This is a genomic window from Kribbella sp. NPDC051718, from assembly GCF_040681515.1.
In the GTDB taxonomy this organism is placed as follows: Bacteria; Actinomycetota; Actinomycetes; order Propionibacteriales; family Kribbellaceae; genus Kribbella.
In genome coordinates this window covers 770,057-786,742 of sequence record NZ_JBFAYZ010000002.1, presented here as the reverse complement: position 1 = coordinate 786,742, position 16,686 = coordinate 770,057, and the positions used below count along the sequence as shown (strand labels likewise).

Annotated in this window: 18 protein-coding genes; 13 read left to right on the top strand and 5 right to left on the bottom strand. The window is 66.9% G+C overall.

Annotation, left to right across the window (positions count from 1 at the left end; translation table 11 throughout):
- The first annotated feature begins 65 nt into the window (after positions 1-65).
- The 5 genes from AB0M15_RS10395 (at position 66) to AB0M15_RS10375 (ending at position 2,874) form a co-directional block, all read left to right on the top strand.
- Positions 66-491 carry a helix-turn-helix transcriptional regulator gene (locus AB0M15_RS10395; RefSeq protein WP_363816061.1) on the top strand — a complete coding sequence of 142 codons (426 nt, stop codon included), beginning with the start codon at positions 66-68 and terminating at the stop codon, positions 489-491.
- A gap of 91 nt (positions 492-582) precedes the next feature.
- Entirely contained in the window at positions 583-1,359 is a 777-nt protein-coding gene (locus AB0M15_RS10390) for a GNAT family N-acetyltransferase (protein ID WP_363816058.1), read from the top strand.
- Positions 1,360-1,619: 260 nt separating this feature from the next.
- The gene (locus AB0M15_RS10385) at positions 1,620-2,138 is read left to right on the top strand and encodes a cytosine permease (RefSeq protein ID WP_363816056.1); all 519 of its coding nucleotides are present in this window, start codon (positions 1,620-1,622) and stop codon (positions 2,136-2,138) included.
- 199 nt (positions 2,139-2,337) lie between these two features.
- Positions 2,338-2,574 carry a hypothetical protein gene (locus AB0M15_RS10380; RefSeq protein WP_363816054.1) on the top strand — a complete coding sequence of 79 codons (237 nt, stop codon included), beginning with the start codon at positions 2,338-2,340 and terminating at the stop codon, positions 2,572-2,574.
- 6 nt (positions 2,575-2,580) lie between these two features.
- Positions 2,581-2,874, top strand: a complete 294-nt coding sequence (locus AB0M15_RS10375; protein WP_363816591.1) for a cytosine permease — start codon at positions 2,581-2,583, stop codon at positions 2,872-2,874.
- Here the strand turns inward: AB0M15_RS10375 and AB0M15_RS10370 are convergent.
- The 4 genes from AB0M15_RS10370 to AB0M15_RS10355 form a co-directional block, all read right to left on the bottom strand.
- A complete protein-coding gene (locus tag AB0M15_RS10370) occupies positions 2,862-3,263 on the bottom strand; it encodes a VOC family protein (protein ID WP_363816052.1) in 402 nt (133 codons plus the stop codon). The genes AB0M15_RS10375 and AB0M15_RS10370 overlap by 13 nt on opposite strands.
- Before the next feature lie 123 nt (positions 3,264-3,386).
- Positions 3,387-5,882, bottom strand: a complete 2,496-nt coding sequence (locus AB0M15_RS10365) for a Tex family protein (RefSeq protein WP_363816050.1) — start codon at positions 5,880-5,882, stop codon at positions 3,387-3,389.
- A 261-nt stretch (positions 5,883-6,143) separates the two neighbouring features.
- Positions 6,144-7,634, bottom strand: a complete 1,491-nt coding sequence (locus AB0M15_RS10360; protein WP_363816048.1) for a DHA2 family efflux MFS transporter permease subunit — start codon at positions 7,632-7,634, stop codon at positions 6,144-6,146.
- A gap of 60 nt (positions 7,635-7,694) precedes the next feature.
- Positions 7,695-8,330 (bottom strand): DUF624 domain-containing protein, encoded by a 636-nt coding sequence (locus tag AB0M15_RS10355; protein WP_363816046.1) that lies wholly within the window; start codon positions 8,328-8,330, stop codon positions 7,695-7,697.
- Positions 8,331-8,408: 78 nt separating this feature from the next.
- Here AB0M15_RS10355 and AB0M15_RS10350 point away from each other — a divergent pair, with 78 nt between their 5' ends.
- The 4 genes from AB0M15_RS10350 to AB0M15_RS10335 all read left to right on the top strand — a co-directional run bounded on the left by AB0M15_RS10350 (position 8,409) and on the right by AB0M15_RS10335 (position 12,722).
- A complete protein-coding gene (locus AB0M15_RS10350) occupies positions 8,409-9,488 on the top strand; it encodes a LacI family DNA-binding transcriptional regulator (protein WP_363816044.1) in 1,080 nt (359 codons plus the stop codon).
- Positions 9,489-9,605: 117 nt separating this feature from the next.
- Positions 9,606-10,883, top strand: a complete 1,278-nt coding sequence (locus AB0M15_RS10345; protein WP_363816042.1) for an extracellular solute-binding protein — start codon at positions 9,606-9,608, stop codon at positions 10,881-10,883.
- Positions 10,880-11,824: a sugar ABC transporter permease gene (locus AB0M15_RS10340; protein WP_363816040.1), complete on the top strand. Its 945-nt coding sequence runs from the start codon at positions 10,880-10,882 to the stop codon at positions 11,822-11,824. Before AB0M15_RS10345 ends, AB0M15_RS10340 begins: the two co-directional genes overlap by 4 nt.
- Positions 11,817-12,722 carry a carbohydrate ABC transporter permease gene (locus AB0M15_RS10335; protein WP_363816038.1) on the top strand — a complete coding sequence of 302 codons (906 nt, stop codon included), beginning with the start codon at positions 11,817-11,819 and terminating at the stop codon, positions 12,720-12,722. The genes AB0M15_RS10340 and AB0M15_RS10335 overlap by 8 nt, the downstream gene beginning before the upstream one ends.
- Before the next feature lie 296 nt (positions 12,723-13,018).
- On the opposite strand, the gene AB0M15_RS10330 is transcribed toward AB0M15_RS10335, so the two are convergent.
- A complete protein-coding gene (locus AB0M15_RS10330; protein WP_363816036.1) occupies positions 13,019-13,561 on the bottom strand; it encodes a TetR/AcrR family transcriptional regulator in 543 nt (180 codons plus the stop codon).
- 124 nt (positions 13,562-13,685) lie between these two features.
- Between AB0M15_RS10330 and AB0M15_RS10325 the strand changes: the two genes are divergently transcribed.
- The 4 genes from AB0M15_RS10325 (at position 13,686) to AB0M15_RS10310 (ending at position 16,686) form a co-directional block, all read left to right on the top strand.
- A complete protein-coding gene (locus AB0M15_RS10325; protein WP_363816034.1) occupies positions 13,686-14,507 on the top strand; it encodes a hypothetical protein in 822 nt (273 codons plus the stop codon).
- Positions 14,446-14,985 carry a nitroreductase family deazaflavin-dependent oxidoreductase gene (locus AB0M15_RS10320; protein WP_363816032.1) on the top strand — a complete coding sequence of 180 codons (540 nt, stop codon included), beginning with the start codon at positions 14,446-14,448 and terminating at the stop codon, positions 14,983-14,985. The genes AB0M15_RS10325 and AB0M15_RS10320 overlap by 62 nt, the downstream gene beginning before the upstream one ends.
- A complete protein-coding gene (locus AB0M15_RS10315) occupies positions 14,874-15,128 on the top strand; it encodes a hypothetical protein (protein ID WP_363816603.1) in 255 nt (84 codons plus the stop codon). Before AB0M15_RS10320 ends, AB0M15_RS10315 begins: the two co-directional genes overlap by 112 nt.
- A gap of 91 nt (positions 15,129-15,219) precedes the next feature.
- Positions 15,220-16,686, top strand: coding sequence for an ATP-binding protein (locus AB0M15_RS10310; RefSeq protein WP_363816030.1), 1,467 nt, complete (start codon positions 15,220-15,222; stop codon positions 16,684-16,686).

Sequence of the window (16,686 nt, the reverse complement as noted above, 5' to 3'; positions counted from 1 at the left end):
TCGGTTGAAACTATCTTCAGGAGACACTTCTTGGCAATAGTGTTCTGTGAGGATAGTCTCCTTCTGTGGACCTGAGCGCCGAACTGAGAGACCGCCGCAAGGCAGCCAACCGCACGATCGCCTCCGTCGCCGTCGACGCCGGCCTCTCCGTCCCGTACATCGCCAACCTCGAGAACGGCCGCGGCAACCCCACCCTCTCCGCACTGGACCGCTTGGTGTCCGCCCTTGGCGCCCAGCTGCAACTCACGATCGTCGACGAGACACCATCAGCACAGTCAGAGCCATCGGCCGCCGCCGACCTCTTGGCCGCCTCCCCCCGCGCCCGCCGAGTCATCGCGGAGTTGGCAGCTGCCCGCGCCGAAACCAAACGCTCCGTCGAGCGCCACCTGATCACAATCCTCGACGCCCTCGCTGCCCTCCTCCCAGCCAAACCCACCTCAGCCGACCTCGACCGCCTCCTCGACCTACTCCTCCTCGCAGGCAGAGGCTGAGTGCTGATCTGTAGCCGGCGGCGGGTGCGGCCGATGGCGCTGTCCGCCAATTGCCGAGCAGGTGGTTGCCGACCCGGCTAGGGTCAAGAAAGTGGAGATTGCTGCGCGGATTGCGTCCGCTCAAATGGTCGGTCTGGGTCGGTCCCGACGGCAGATCGTGGCTGGTCCGTTGATCGGGATGCTGCACGACGAGGATGTGTGGTTCCTGTCCAGTGCTGTCGCCGCCGATCCGGGGACGCCCTTCGATCCCGAAGAGGTGACGTGGGCGCTGGAGACGATTCGCCAGGCCTTCGCCGCCGAGGGGCGTTGGCTGCATGTCGAGTTGATCGAGGAAGCCAACCCGGGGCTGGCCGAGGCTCTCGTGGCGAACGGCATGACGATCGCCTCGCGTCCGCCGCTGCTGGTGGTCGAGCCCGCCGAACTCGAACTCCCCGACTTCCCCGAAGGCATCACCGCCTCGGTCATCACCTCCCCCGACGAGCAGTCCGAGGCAGACGCGGTCGCCGCTGACGCCTACGAGACCGAGGACGCCGCAAACCCGTTCCAGCCCGACCCTGCCAACGGCGCCAGCATCCTCATCCGCCAGAACGGCGTACCGGTCGCCACTGCCGCCTGGACGGCCATCGCCGACGGCGTCACCGAGGTCGCCGGCGTCGGCACCCTGCACTCCCACCGACGCCAAGGCCTAGGAGCGCTAGCCACCGCCTACGCCACCCAACAAGCCTTCGAAACCGGCCACGCCACCCTCGCCTGGCTAACCCCCGGCGACGACGGCGCCGACCGCATCTACCGCCGCCTCGGCTACACCCCCAAAGCAACAGCAATCCACCTAGGCGACCCAAACGGCCACCTAGCCGACCTCCGCTAGCCCTCCGAGCACCCACAGCGCCGCGCCGAGTCGGTGGGGCACGCCTGGGGCCCACGCGTCGTCGGCTGGCTGTGGTGTCTCGTAGTGCGGGTTAGGGACTCGTTGTCGGTGGCAACATGTTTTTGTGGGCAAGGTGGTGGTGGAGCGGCGGAGTATTGATGTCGTGCCGGCGGGGGAGCGGCATGGGACGCTGTTGAGTCAGTTCACGTTGTGGTTCGGCGCGAATATGCAGGACCGCGGTTGTCGACGGGGCGCTGGCGGTGGTGTTCGGGGCCGATGCGTTGTGGGCGATCATCGGGCTGCTGCTGGGCAACGTGCTCGGTGGGATCGTGATGGCATTGCATTCGGCGCAGGGGCCGCGGCTGGGGTTGCCGCAGATGATCTCCAGCCGGGCGCAGTTCGGGGTGTACGGCGCTGTGGTGCCGCTGGTGCTCGTCGTGGTGATGTATCTCGGGTTCGCCGCCACGGGGACCGTGCTCGCGGGGCAGGCGGTCAACAAGATCCTGCACGTCGGCGCGGCCGCGATCGGCATCGTCATCTTCGGGGCCGCTGACCGCGATCGGCGCCACGCTCGGGTATCGCTGGATCCATCGGCTCGGACGGATCGCGACCGTGTCGGCATTCTCGGCTTCACCTATCTCGGCATCCGGCTGCTGATCACCGAGGACGTCGGTGCGCTGTTCGGCGCCAAGCCGTTCGACTGGATGACCTTCCTGCTGGCGATCTCGCTCGGCGCCGGCTGGCAACTGACCTTCGGCCCGTACGTCGCCGACTATTAGCGCTACCTCCCGCGCGACACCCCCGAGCGGACGACCTTCCTCGCCACCTTCGCGGGCTCGGTGATCGGCTCCCAATGGTCGATGACGCAAGTGTCCCGGCGCCCTCGTCGCGGCCAGTGGCGCCGGCTTCCTGTCCAACCAGGTCGGCTACCTGGGTACGCTCGCCGGCCCCGGCGGCATCGCGTTACTGATCTACCTGGTGATCGTCGTCGGCAAGCTGTCCGTCAACTGCCTCAACGCGTACGGCGGCTCGATGACCCTGCTCACCACGGTCTCCGCCTTCACGCGAGCTGCCAAGATCGGTCCGGCCGCGCGTTCGGCGTACACGATCGTCTTCCTGCTCGTCTCGGTGCTGATCGCGATCTTCGCGTCGGCGAACTTCCTCGACAACTTCAAGAACTTCGTCCTGGTCCTGCTGATGGTCTTCACTCCGTGAAGCGCGATCAACCTGACCGACTCCTACCTGATCTCCAAGGAACGGGTCGACATCCCTGCCCTGTACGACCCGGGGGCCCGGTACGGCGCTTGGAACGGCGCCGCCCTGGTGTCGTACCTCGCGGGCATCGCCCTACAGATCCCGTTCCTCGCCCAAAAGCTCTACACCGGCCCGATTACCGATGCTCTGGGCGGCGCCGACATCTCCTGGCTCGTCGGCCTCTTCGTCACCGCTGCCATCTACTACCCCTGGGCTCGCCGCACCGCGAACCCACCAACCCAGATGATCTACCCGTCCTGACGGGGCCCGAGGAGATCCCATCGGTTCCCGGAGACGTCGACGAAGACGACCACCCGGCCGTACTGCTCGTCCCTCGGCTCGCCGACGAACTCAACCCCCATCCGGCGCATCCGCTGATAAGTCTCCTCGAAGTCATCGACCCGCAGAAACAACCCCACCCGCCCGGCGAACTGATTCCCAACCACCTGCTCCTGGCGCTCACCATCCGCTTTGGCGAGCAGCAACGCGGTCGTCGCGCCGGGCGGCCGGACAACCACCCATCGCTTCGGCCGGCCGTCGTTGGTGAGCGACGGCGAGTCCTCGACCAACTCGAACCCCAGCACGTCGACATAGAACCGGATGGCGGCGTCGTACTCATCAACAATCACCGCAAACTGCTCAAGATGCATACCCGCCACAACACCACCCCCAACCCCCAACAACCAAACCGACCGACACCCCGAGGGATGCCGGCCGGTTCGTTCGGTCTCAGGCCAGCGGACGTGAAGCCCGCCAGCCGTTCGGGCTGCTGGTCAGCGGACGGTGAAGCCTGCTTTGCGGAAGGCGTCGGCGAGGGAGCCTTCGTCCATCGGTACGTCCTTGGCCGGCTGCGAGTTGCCGGAACGCCGGCCGCCCTGCCCACCGCGACCTTGACCGCCGCTGCCACCCTGCCCGCCGCGACCACCACCGCCGCCGCCCGGGCCGCGACCTCCGCCGCCGGAACCACCCGGGCCTCGGCCGCCGCCGGAACCCCGCCCGCCACCCGAGCCGCTGGGACCGCCTGGGCCGCCGCGGTTTTCGCCGGAGCGGGCTGAGCGGCCTTCGCCGGTACGGGGGCCGGAGTTGGGGGCGCCTACCTCGTCGTCGAGGCGCAAGGTCAGGGAGATGCGTTGGCGGGGGATGTCGACCTCGAGGACCTTCACCTTGACGATGTCGCCCGGCTTGACGACCTCGCGGGGGTCCTTGACGTAGTTCTTCGACAGCGCCGACACATGCGCCAAACCGTCCTGGTGCACACCGATGTCGATGAACGCGCCGAAGGCCGCGACGTTGGTGACCTGGCCCTCCAGCCGCATCCCCGGCTTCAGGTCGCCGATCTTGTCGACGCCCTCGGCGAAGGTCGCGGTCTTGAACGCCGGCCGCGGGTCGCGCCCCGGCTTCTCCAGCTCGGCCAGGATGTCGGTCACCGTCGGCAGACCGAACATGTCGTCCACGAAGTCGGCAGCCTTCAGCGCCTTCAACGCGGGCGAACCGATCAGCGACTTCAGGTCGGTACCGGTCGAGTCGATGATCCGGCGCACCACCGGATACGCCTCCGGGTGCACGCTGGACGAGTCCAGCGGGTCCGCACCGTCAGGGATCCGCAGGAAGCCCGCCGCCTGCTCGAACGCCTTCGGGCCGAGCCGCGGCACCTCCTTGAGCGCGGTCCGCGTCTTGAACGGACCGTTCTGATCGCGGTAGATGACGATGTTGTCCGCGAGCCCCTGGGTGATCCCGGAGACCCGGGTCAGCAGCGGCGCGGAGGCGGTGTTGAGGTCGACGCCGACCGCGTTCACCGCGTCCTCGACCACCGCGTCCAGCGAACGCGACAGCGAGGCTTCCGGCAGGTCGTGCTGGTACTGCCCGACGCCGATCGACTTGGGATCGATCTTCACCAGCTCGGCCAGCGGGTCCTGCAGCCGGCGCGCGATCGACACGGCGCCGCGCAGCGTGACGTCCATCCCGGGCAGCTCGGCCGAGGCGAACGCGGACGCCGAGTACACCGACGCCCCCGCCTCGGACACGACCGCCTTGGTCAGCTTCAGCTCCGGGTGCTTGGCGATCAGCTCGGCCGCCAGCTTGTCGGTCTCCCGCGACGCCGTACCGTTGCCGATGGCAATCAAGTCGACCTTGTGCGCGGCGGCCAGCGCGGCCAGCGTCGCGATCGACCGGTCCCACTGGTTCTGCGGGACGTGCGGGTAGATCACCCCGGTGGAGACGACCTTGCCGGTCGCGTCGACCACGGCGACCTTGACGCCAGTACGGAAGCCTGGGTCGAGCCCCATCGTCGCACGGGTGCCGGCCGGTGCCGCGAGCAGCAGATCGCGCAGGTTCGACGCGAAGATGCGGACCGCCTCGTCTTCGGCGGCTTGGCGCAACCGGGTGCGCAGGTCGATACCGAGGTGGACCAGGATCTTCGTCCGCCAGGCCCAGCGGACCGTCTCGACCAGCCACTGGTCGGCCGGGCGGCCCTTGTTTTCCACCCCGACCTTGCGGGCGATGGTCGCCTCGTACTCCGTCGGGCCGTCCGATTCCTCGGCGCCGGCCGGCTCGGGCTCGACGGTCAGCGAGAGGACCTCTTCCTTCTCGCCACGGAACATCGCCAGGATCCGGTGCGACGGCATCTTGGTGAACGGCTCGTCGAAGTCGAAGTAGTCCGAGAACTTCGCGCCCTCGGTCTCCTTGCCCTCACGCACCTTCGACCCGAACCGACCGCGCGACCAGACCCGCTCACGCAGCTCGCCGATCAGGTCGGCGTCCTCGGCGAACCGCTCGACCAGGATCGACCGGGCGCCGTCCAACGCGGCCTGCGGGTCGGCGACCTGGTCGTTGACGAACACCGTCGCGGCGGCCAGCGGCGGCACGCTCGGGTCGGCCAGCAGCCCGTCCGCGAGCGGCTCCAACCCAGCCTCGCGGGCGATCATCGCCTTGGTCCGGCGCTTCGGCTTGAACGGCAGGTAGATGTCCTCCAGCCGCGACTTGGTCTCCGCCGCGAGGATCGACGCCTTCAGGGCGTCGTCCAGCTTGCCCTGGCTCTCGATCGACTCGAGCACGGTCTGCCGACGCTCCTCGAGCTCCCGCAGGTACCGCAGGCGCTCCTCGAGCGTCCGCAGTTGCGCGTCGTCGAGCTCGCCGGTGATCTCCTTGCGGTACCGCGCGATGAACGGCACCGTCGAGCCCTCGTCCAGCAGGCCGACGGTCGCCCGTACCTGCCCCACGCCGACTTCCAGCTCGTCGGCGATCCTCTGCTCGATCGACTGCAATGCCACTGTCCCGCATCCCCTCTACATCCGATGACAGACGAGCATTCTGCCCCGCTCGCCGCACCCCACATCCTTCCCTATCCCGCAGACAGAACACGACCACCGCCCCCACCCTGTGGACAACCACCCCAGTTCCAGTGCTCCGCCCGCCTGAGCGCCAGCCAGAACTGGCGACCTTGAACACCAAACGGCGACCTTGAACAAGTTATTACCTGTTCAAGGTCGCCGTTTGGTGTTCAAGCACACCAGAACGAGCCGCAGTTTGGGTCAGGCGGCGTCGAGGGCGAGGTCGTCCTCGACCTCGATCTCAGCGGCGGCCGAGCGAGCCGGGCGCATCAGGGTGCAGGCGATGACGACGGCGGCGGCTACGAGCAGGCCGGCGACGGCGAAGGAGAGGTGGAAGCCGCTGGTCAGGGCGTCGAGGACGGGCTTGCCGGCTGCGGTCAGGGACTCGGTGCGGGTGGCGGAGAGGGTAGCCAGGATGGCTAGGCCGAGGGCTGCGCCTACCTCGCCCATGGTGCCGATCAGGCCTGAGGCGAGGCCGGCGTCTTCGGGCTTCACGTCGGCCATCGACAGGCCCATCAGGGCGGGGAAGCAGACTCCGCCGCCGAGGCCGAGCAGGAAGAGTACCGGCATCACGTGGACGAAGTAGTTGCCGTTGACGGGGGCCTGGGTGAAGAGCGCCAGGCCGATCACGATCAGGATCAGTCCGCCGATCAGCGGCCGGCGCGGTCCGAAGCGCATCACGAGCTTCTCCGAGTACTTCACCGAGAGCAGCCCCATCACCAGCGTCGTCGGCAGGAACGCCAGCCCGATCTCGAGGGCGTCGTACCCGAGTACGCGCTGCAGGTAGAGCGACCCGAGGAAGAAGATCCCGAACATCCCCGCCGAGGACAGCGCCTGGATCAGGTTGGCCCCGGTCAGCGTCCGCGACCGGAAGATCCGCAACGGCACCAGCGGGTTGGCGGCGGTCGCCTCCCGCACGATGAAGCAGGCGAGCAGGGTCAGCGTCAGCAGCGACAGCGCGATGGTCCGGGGAGCGGTCCAGCCCAGCTCGGCGGCCGGCTTCACGATCGTGAACACGCCGACCATCAAGGCCGAGGTGATCAGCACAGCACCCGGTACGTCGGTACCGCGCCCGAACCCGAGGCCCTTGTCCTTCTCGATCACGCGAACGGCCAGCAGCGCGGTCACGATCCCGATCGGCAGGTTCACGAAGAAGATCCAGTGCCAGCTGATCGCCTGCGTCAGGACGCCACCCGCGAGCAGGCCGATCGAGCCACCGGCCGACGCGACGAAGGCGAAGACGCCGATCGCCTTGGCCTGCTCACGCGGTTCGGGGAACAGCGTCACGATCATGCCCAGGATGACCGCCGAGGTGAGAGCCCCGCCGACCCCTTGCAGGAAGCGTGCAGCGATGAGCACAGCAGAAGACGAAGCGAGCCCGCAGAGCACGGAGGCCGCGGTGAAGACGATCAGCCCGCTGACGAAGATGGTCCGCCGACCGAGCAGGTCACCCAACCGCCCAGCCAGCAGGAGCAGCCCGCCGAAGGCGATCAGGTACGCGTTCACCACCCACGCGAGGCTGGAGCTGCTGAAGCCGAGGTCGTCCTGGATGGCCGGCAGCGCCACGTTCACGATGGTCACGTCGAGAACGATCATCAGCATGCCCGCGCAGAGAACGTAGAGAGCAAGCCAGCGCGAGCGGCCGCCCTGCGTGGCCGGCGTCGTCGCCAGGGTGTCGGTCGTCGCGTACATATCGGGGTACTCCTTCTGGTCCGGTAGGGGCCTTACACACCTACGTCGAACCAGAAGGGCTCAGATTGACACGTCTCCCGAATCTTTTTTCGCCGGTACGATCCGGCTGCGCGAAATCCAGTAGCCGATCAGCGCCGGAACGAGGCCGGAACCGACCGCGAACAGCGTCGGCAGCTGGCTGACCAAGGCGAACCAAGTGAACAAACCGATCACGCCACCGGCGACCCCGAGCGACCGCCGCAGCAGGAAAAGATTGGCCTCCCGGAAGAGCGAACGCGGCGTACTGTCCTCAGGCGCGGCGGGCAGCACGGCGAGTGCGCTGAGGTACAGCCCGATGATCATTCCGGTCAGCGGGATCAGGATGACCAGCGCGACGACCCGGATCGGGCCGTTCGCGTTCGCCCAGAAGATGAGTCCGAAGGCGAGCGCGATGCTGCCGAAGTACAGGGCGAGGCCGGACAGCCAGAAGCGCGGGAAGGCCCACCTGAACTGGCGGAAGAAGCGCCGGAGCAGCTGCGGATGGTCCTGGCTGAGGGCGTCCGGCAGCACCCGCTGGAACGCGAATGCCGCGGGGTAGAGCGTGACGATGCCGAGGCTGAGGACCAGGAAGACGATCTGCAGCATCAGCAGATCACCGACCACCGACAGCTTCGACAGCACGGCGTTGGTCCGGCCGGCTCCACCGGTCTGGCTCACACGTTCTCCCTCACCTCGAAGCTCATGATCGTATGATCACAAACAATCACATCCGGATCACCGTCCCCGGAGGACCGCATGCTCGCACCGGAACGCCACGAGCTGATCCTGCGCAGCCTGCGCCGGCATGGCCGGCTGCGGGTGGCCGAGCTGGCGGCCGAGCTGGGCGTTTCCGCGATCACAGTACGCCGCGACCTCGCCGAACTGGACACGGCCGGACTCCTGCGCCGCGTGCATGGCGGCGCGGTCGGCACCACGCCGGCCACCAGCCGCACCGGCCAAAGCGGCAACCAGCCGACCATCGGCATCATCGTGCCGAGCTCCACCTTCTACTACACCGACGTGATCCGCGGCGCCGAGGCGACGGCCGAGCGGTACGGCGCCCGCCTGGTGCTCGGCGTCTCCGGGTACGACGTCGCTGTCGAGCGCGAGCGCCTCGAGAAGGTGCTCGGCATCGGGGTCGCCGGGCTGCTCCTCAGTACTGCGCTCGGCGACGGCCGCGCCGCCGAGATCAGCCGGACGCTGGACTCGATCGACGTACCGGTGGTGCTGATGGAGCGGGCGTTCGGGTTCCCCGATGTCGGACGTGAATACGATCATGTGCGCACGGATCACGCGTACGGCGCGATGCTCGCGCTGCGTCATCTCGTCTCGCTCGGCCATCGGCGGATCGGGATCAACCTGAACGCGAGCGTCACGGCGTACTGGTTGCGGCAGGGGATCACCCAGGCGGCCGAGTCGCTCGGGGTGGAACTGTTCATCTCGCCGGTCGCGTTGCCGGCTCGCGATGAGGACCCGACCACGCTCGCTCAGCACGACAAGTTCATGGCCGAATGCGAGGCGTTCGGGGCCCGGGCCGCGCTGGTGCACTCCGACGAGCACGCCGCGCGGCTGACCGAGCGGGCAATGGAACGCGGCCTGCGGATCCCGGACGATTTCGCGATCGTGGCGTACAACGACGAGACCGCCGCACTGGCCGTCATTCCGCTGACCGCCGTCTGCCCGCCCAAGCTGAAACTCGGTGAGGCGGCCTGCGAACTGCTCCTCCGCAAGCTCCGGACACCGCCCGATCAAGCCGCCGCGACCCAGCATTTGAGCCTCCTACCGGAACTCCGCGTCCGCGAGTCCTGTGGGGCGGCACTAGCTGATCGAATTTGATCATTCGAGCGCTGGGGTATTGACGGGAAAGCCCTTTCCCCATACTTTCGCTGCACTCGGTGGTCTGGCCGTCACGTAGCTGGCGCCGGTCCCGCTCGGCAGCGAAGGAGTTCCCCTGTGAGACGTGGTGCCCGGAGTGGATTGGTGGTGCTGGCCGCAGTACTCGGCCTGGCCGCCAGTAGTTGTGGCAACGGGGTGATCGACAAGTCGACCGACGGCGTGCCGCCGGCCGAGGCGACCGGCACGTTGCGGGTGCTGATCCCGTCCTTCCCGTCCAGTACGAAGGGGCGCGAGGAGTTCGACAAGGTCGTCGCGGACTTCAAGAAGGCCTATCCGAAGATGAAGGTCGAGCCCGACTTCGCGACCTACGGCAACCTGAACGAGAAGATGTCGACCTCGATCGCGGCCGGCATCCCGTACGACGTGATGGTCACCGGCGTCGGCTGGATCCAGCCGTTCGCGTCGAAGCGGATCTTCGCCGACCTGGCGCCGTACGGGGTGACACCCGACGTGATCAAGGAGAAGAGCGTCGGGGCACTGGTACCGGCAGCGACGTACGACGGCAAGCTCTACGCCTACCCCGTGGTCGCCGACGCCCGCGCCGCCGCGCTCCGGATCAGCGCCTTCAAGGAGGCCGGTCTCGACCCGGACAAGCCGCCGACCAATCTCGAAGAGCTGAAGGCCGCGGCGGAGAAGCTGACCAAGCGCAACGACAAGGGCACCATCACCCGGTCCGGCTTCGACCTGGCGGCGCCGACCAGCTTCCGGCAGACCTACACCACGCTGCTCGCCTCCACCGGCACCCAGCTGTACGTCGACGGCCAGCCGAACTACAACAACGACAAGGGCCGTGAGGTCCTCAACTGGCTGAAGTCGATGATCAACAACGTCCAGCCGTACGGCCAGCAGAACGCCGCCCAGCAACCCCTCGTGCTGTCTGGTGATGCCGCGATGGGGATCGTCGGTGGCGCGGTCGACTGCTCCGACAAGGGGATCGGCCAGAAGAACTGCGACGACCTGAAGTTCTTCCGCTTCAACTCCGGCAAGGAGGTCGAGTTCGTCGGTGGCGACCTGGCCTCGATCGGCTCCCGCAGCCGGCACAAGGAGGCGGCCTGGTCGTTCATCCAGTCACTCACCAAGCCGTCCTCGCTGGACGCGATCGCCAAGCTGAACAAGAAGATCCCGGCGTACAAGGACGCGGTCAACTCGCCCCAGGCGCAGTCGAACCCGCTGAGCAAGTTCGTCGCCGGCGGCCTCGAGCTCGCCATCTACGAGGGCGGCTCGGCCAACTGGCTGGAGATGCGGGCCAATTTCGACTCCCAGCTCACCCAGGCGGTCCTCGGTCAGAAGGATCCCGCCAAGGTGCTGGCCAACCTGGCAGGACAGTCCCGATGAGCGCAACCCTCGAACGTGCCACCCCTGCAGTCAGTACGAAGCGTTCGGCCGCGCCGGCCAAGGACAGCCGCAAGCTGATCCGGAGTCAGGTCCGGGCCGGCTGGGTGCTGCTCGCGCCCGCGCTGCTGCACTCCGGAATCTTCATCGTGATCCCGGTGGTCGCCGCGATCACGTTGAGCTTCACCGACTACAGCTTCGGCGACTCCTGGTCCTGGGTGGGTTTCACCAACTACACCGACCTGTTCCGCGACCAGGACTTCCTGGCCGCGCTGAAGAACACGATCCTGTACGCCGTCGTCGTCATCCCGCTGTCGATGGCGATCTCGCTCGCGGTCGCGATGGGGCTGAACCAGAAGATCAAGGCGATCGGCTTCTTCCGGACCGCCTTCTACCTGCCGACCGTCACCGCGACGGTGGCGATCGCGACCATCTGGCTGTGGATCTACAACCCGGGCTCGGGTCTGGCGAACGGCTTCCTGAGCCTGTTCGGCTTCGCCCCCGGCCGCTGGCTGTCCGACCCGAACACGGCACTGCCGTCGCTGATGGTGGTCGGTATCTGGCAGGGGCTCGGCACGAAGATCATCATCTATCTGGCCGCCCTGCAAGGCGTTTCGCGCGACCTGCTCGAGTCGGCCGCGCTGGACGGCGCGAGCCGCTGGCAGAAGTTCGTCAACGTGACCTGGCCGGCGCTGGGGCCGGTGCAGTTCTTCGTCCTGGTCACCTCGATCGTCGGTACCTTCCAGGTCTTCGACCTCGTGTACGTGATGACCAAGGGCGGTCCCGGTACCGAGACGACGGTGCTGGTGCTGGATATCTATCAGAACGCGTTCCAGGCCCTGCGACTCGGTGCAGCGTCCGCCGAGACGGTCATCATGATGATCCTGATCGCGGCGTTCATCGGGCTCGGACGCCTGCTCCAGAAGGCGGATGTCAATGACTAGCGCAACGCTGACCGGTCCCGTCGTCGGTACCAAGCCGCCGGGGCTGCGGCCGGGCCGGGTGCTGCTGTACGTCGCGCTGAGCATCGGCGCGCTGCTGATGATCACGCCGTTCCTGTGGATGGTGCTGACCGCCTTCAAGAGCGACCTGGAGATCGCCAAGTTCTCCTGGCTGCCGGGCGAGCTGCGCTGGCACAACTTCGTCGAGGCGATGCAGACCGCGCCGTTCCTGCGGTACTTCCGCAACAGCCTGTTCATCGCGGTCGGCGAGACGGCGTTCACCCTGGCCGTCTGTACTACGGCCGGCTACGCGCTGGCCAAGTTGCCGATCCGCGGCTCGAAGGCGCTGCTCAGCTACTTCATCCTGCTGCTGCTGGTGCCGTTCCAGATCATCCTGGTACCGCTGTTCCTGATCGTGAAGTCGATCCCGCTGTTCGGCGGCAACAACATCATCGGCCAGGGTGGCATCGGCTGGCTCAACTCCTGGTGGGGCCTGATCATCCCGCTCGGTGCCGCGCCGCTGTTCACCTTCCTGGCCAGGCAGTTCTACGTCTCCATCCCGAACGAGCTGGCCCAGGCGGCCCGGGTCGACGGGCTGGGCGAGTTCGGCATCTTCTGGCGGATCATGACGCCGCTGGTCAAGCCGGCGTTGATCACCATCTGCGTGTTCCAGATCGAGGCGGCCTGGAACGGTTTCCTCTGGCCGCTGATGATCACCACGTCGGACTCGATGCGCCCGCTGCAGTTGGGATTGGCGATCTTCGCGCAGAACCCGGCGGAGATCCAGTGGCCGTACCTGATGGCCGGCACGGCGCTCGCGACGCTGCCGATGATCGTGATGTTCGTCTTCGCCCAGAAGCGCTTCGTCGAAGGAATGGCGAACGTGGGCATCAAGGGCTGAGACCGCGCCGGGCCGATCCGGCCCCGGACAGCAAAAAGGCCCCCTCCGCAGGTGCTCACCCCGCCCCGGGCGAGCACCTGCTGGGGCCCCCTCCAAACCACCGGCGATTCCGAAGAACCACCGGAGCGTCCACTTGCCCCCCTCAAGACCAGGACGTCTCAACCTTTTATCGTCACAACCTGAGACCCGTTACACCTTTCTCCACAATTTCCCCGAATCCCCGCACTTTTTCCTCCCGCCACCCCTTTTCACCGCAATTCCGCTACCCGCGGAATCGGGCAGATAACGCTCCGTAATCAGATTCGGGTATGGGTGCGAACGATGCCTGGAATCAGGGTGGCCGGGTCGGTGTCGAGGAGGGCCAAGGCATTGGTGATGGTGAGGGTGGCGAGGCCGTGGAGGTTGGTCCAGAGGGCGATGGTTCGGGTAGGGGCTTCGGGGGCGCCGGTTTGCTCGATCAGGGTGGTGATGGTGGCGAGTAGGGGGAGGGAGGTCTCGCGCAGGTTGCCGCCGGCGCCTTCGAGGAGGTCGTGGCGGAAGATGAGCTGGAACATCGCGGGGCGGGTCTGGGCGAAGGCCAGGTAGCGAAGGCCCAGTTCGATCAGCTGGTCCTCGGCGGTTGCGGCGGCGGTCGGCGTACCGAGCCTGTCAGCCAGATCAGCGAGCCCGGTGCCGGCGATGGCTGCCAGCAGAGCGTTATGCGTAGGAAAGTACCTCCGCGGTGCACCGTGCGAGACGCCGGTACGCCGGGTGATCGCGCGCAAGGAAAGCTCACCCAGCCCCTCCTCCTCGAGAAGCTCGACACCGGCGGCCACCAGCCTGTCCCGCAATGAGTCCACAGTAGACATTGTCTAGCACGCCGCATCGGCTGGCGATGAAGCGGAGTCAGCCTCTATGACCCGGTGGTGATGACGCCGGTGGGTCATAGAATCATCACCTTCTGGCGCTGAGAAAGCAGGCGAGATGGCTTGGATCGATTGGGACGCCCTGGGTTCTTTGGATCGGGAGCGCTCTCAGCTGGCTGAGCGGCGAAAGGCCTGGCGGGACTCGGCAGTCCGTCGGCGGGTCTGGACGCTGAGTTTCATCTTGTGCGGAGTCGCGCTGGTGGTCGGGTTGGCCATCGGATTCCTCTTCGCGATACCACTCGCCCGGTTCTTCCTGGGTAGATCACAGGAAGAACCGCCAGGTCTGGCCGCAGGGACACTGACTGTCGGTCTCATCTGCTTCGGACTCGCAGGGCTGTCCAGCGCTGTCTGGATTCGGCTTGCCTATGTCGAGTGGCTCGACGAGCTGTTGACGGAGAATGCCCGGAACCAGTTGAGGACAGCCCAAGCGAACATCGGCTCGATCGATCAGATGGCTGAGTTCGGTGCGCTCTGGGAGGTGACCCAGAAGCGCCTCGACTACTACCACCGGATCGCCACCTCGCAAGCGGAGAAGAGCTTCCACAACGCGCGCCGGGCGATTCTGTTCGGTCTGGCGTTCATCGTGGTCTGTGCGTTCCTTGCCGCGGCGACATCCTCGACGCCGGCAGCCGTCGTGGTCGGCGTCCTTGGGGTCTCCGGTGGCGGGCTGGCGGGGTACATAGGAAGCACCTTCTTGCGAATGCAGGAATCCACTGGTGTGCAGCTGAAGGAGTACTTCCATCAGCCGCTCGAGTTCTCGAAGATTCTGGCCGCAGAGCGGTTGCTGATGAAGATCGAAGACACAGGCAAGCGCGCCGATGCGATGCAGGCTGTCGCTCAGTCGATTGCTGCGGGGAGGTATCGGGACGGACAAGGTTGACATCCCGCCGACTGCAGGGCCATCCCGTACTGATCGGCTGTGGCCGAGGCCGAGCACGCTCGGCCTCGCCGCGCGGGTCGGTGGTCCGTTCGAAGGGGCGCGATTGTTGCTTCTGACAACCACTGGTGCTCGCACCGGCAAGTCCCGGACGGTGATTCTTGGGTATTACCCCGATATCTCCGACCGCGTCCTCGTAGTCGGCTCCGCCGGTGGCGGGCCCAAGCAGCCCGGTTGGTATCACAACCTGCTCGCCAATCCCGCCTGCACGGTCGAGACCGGGCTCTTCACCTACCCGGCCGAAGCTCTCGTACTACGAGACGCCGAGCGCGACCAAACCTTCGCCCGACTGGCCGAGGCGGATCCCGGGTGGGCCAAGTACCAGTCGACACCACCCGCACCATCCCGGTCGTGGCCCTCGTCAGCGCGACAACCGGCCCGCCTGGCGGACGTACCGGCTCGGTCGGCGAGCTACTCCTGAAGGTCCACGACGCCTTCCGTCGCGAACTGGCCCTGATCCGCAAGGAAGTGCTGACCGCCGGCGCCGCCACAGCCCTGGGCGCCCAACTCAGAATCAACTGCCTGAAGCTCTGCCAAGGCCCCCATCACCATCACTCCCGGTGAATCCCAGGGCATCCTCCCGCTGCTCGACTGAGGCGCAATTGCTAGGGGTACACTTCTTAAAAGTGTAGTCCTAGGAAACGCAGGAGGCTGTGTGGCCGAGTCCATCGCCAAGCCTGCCCACGTCTTCGGCCGGGACGCCGAGTGGGCGGGACTGGCCGCATTCGCCACCCGGCCGCTGCCACACGCCATGCTCGGTGTGGTCAGCGGCCGTCGGCGGATGGGCAAGACGTACCTACTACGCGCTCTCGTCGAACAGCAGGCTGGGTTCTACTTCGCTGCCACAGCCGGGACCACTGGCGAATCCCTTCGCCAGTTCGGTGCGGCGCTGGCTGCCCACGCGAGGTCGCCCTCGCCGTTCTCCTTCGCCAACTGGGATGACGCGATCAGCTACCTGTTCAGCCTGGCGACGCCGGGCCGGCCGCTGCTGGCGGTGATCGACGAATTTCCTTATCTGGCGAAGACGGCACCGGAGTTGCCGTCGATCGTCCAGCGCGAGGTCGACCGGTACCAGCGCGAGGAAAGCTCCATGCGGTTACTGCTCTGCGGATCAGCGATGTCGGTGATGGGCGGGCTGCTGGCCAGTACTGCGCCACTTCGTGGACGGGCCCAGCTGGAGTTGGTCGTGCGGCCCTTCGACTATCGCGCGTCGGCCCGTTTCTGGGGCGTCCAGGACGATCCCGCGCTGGCGGCCAGGTTGCATGCCGTGCTCGGCGGCACGCCGGCGTACCGGCGCCAGTTCCTTGCCGAGGATGCCCCGGGGAGCCTCGACGAGTTCGACGACTGGATCACCCGCACGGTGTTGTCGCCATTGAGCCCGCTCTTCCGTGAGGCACGCTATCTGCTGGCCGAGGAGATGGATGTCCGGGACACCGCCTTGTATCACTCGGTTCTCGCGGCTGTCGCCGGCGGTAATTCGACCCGAGGTGGCATCGCCAACTATATCGGCCGGAAGGCCGTCGACATCTCCCACCCGCTCAATGTGCTCGAGGACAGCCACCTGCTCGAACACGAGGAGGACCTGTTCCGATCGGGGCGGGCTCAGTACCGGATCACCGAGCCACTGATCAACTTCTATGAAGCGGTGATGCGTCCGGCCTGGGCGCGACTGGAGTCCGGGCAGGGACGCGAGGTGTGGGCGCAGTCGGCCGAGCGGTTCTCTTCCCAGGTCGCCGGCCCACACTTCGAGGCGATCTGTCGCGAGTTCATGCTTGGTCCTGGCGCGGCGCTGATCGATGCGCCGCTCGGCAAAGTAGGCCGCGGTGTGGTCTCCGATCCGGCCACGCGCCGGCAGACCGAGATCGATGTCGCCGTGACCGAGGGCGGACGTGGTGAAGCGAGAGTCGCCCTGCTCGGCGAGGCCAAGTGGGGCAGGAAGATGGGCGTCGACCACCTTGATCGTCTGGCCCGCGCCCGTGACGTTCTCGGTGCGCGAGGGGTGGACACAGGCCGTTGTGTGCTGGCCTGCTTCAGTGGTGCGGGGTTCACCGACGCGCTCCGGACGGCCGAGTCCGAGCGTGCGGATGTCGTGCTCGTGACTGTCACGGACATATACGCCTGA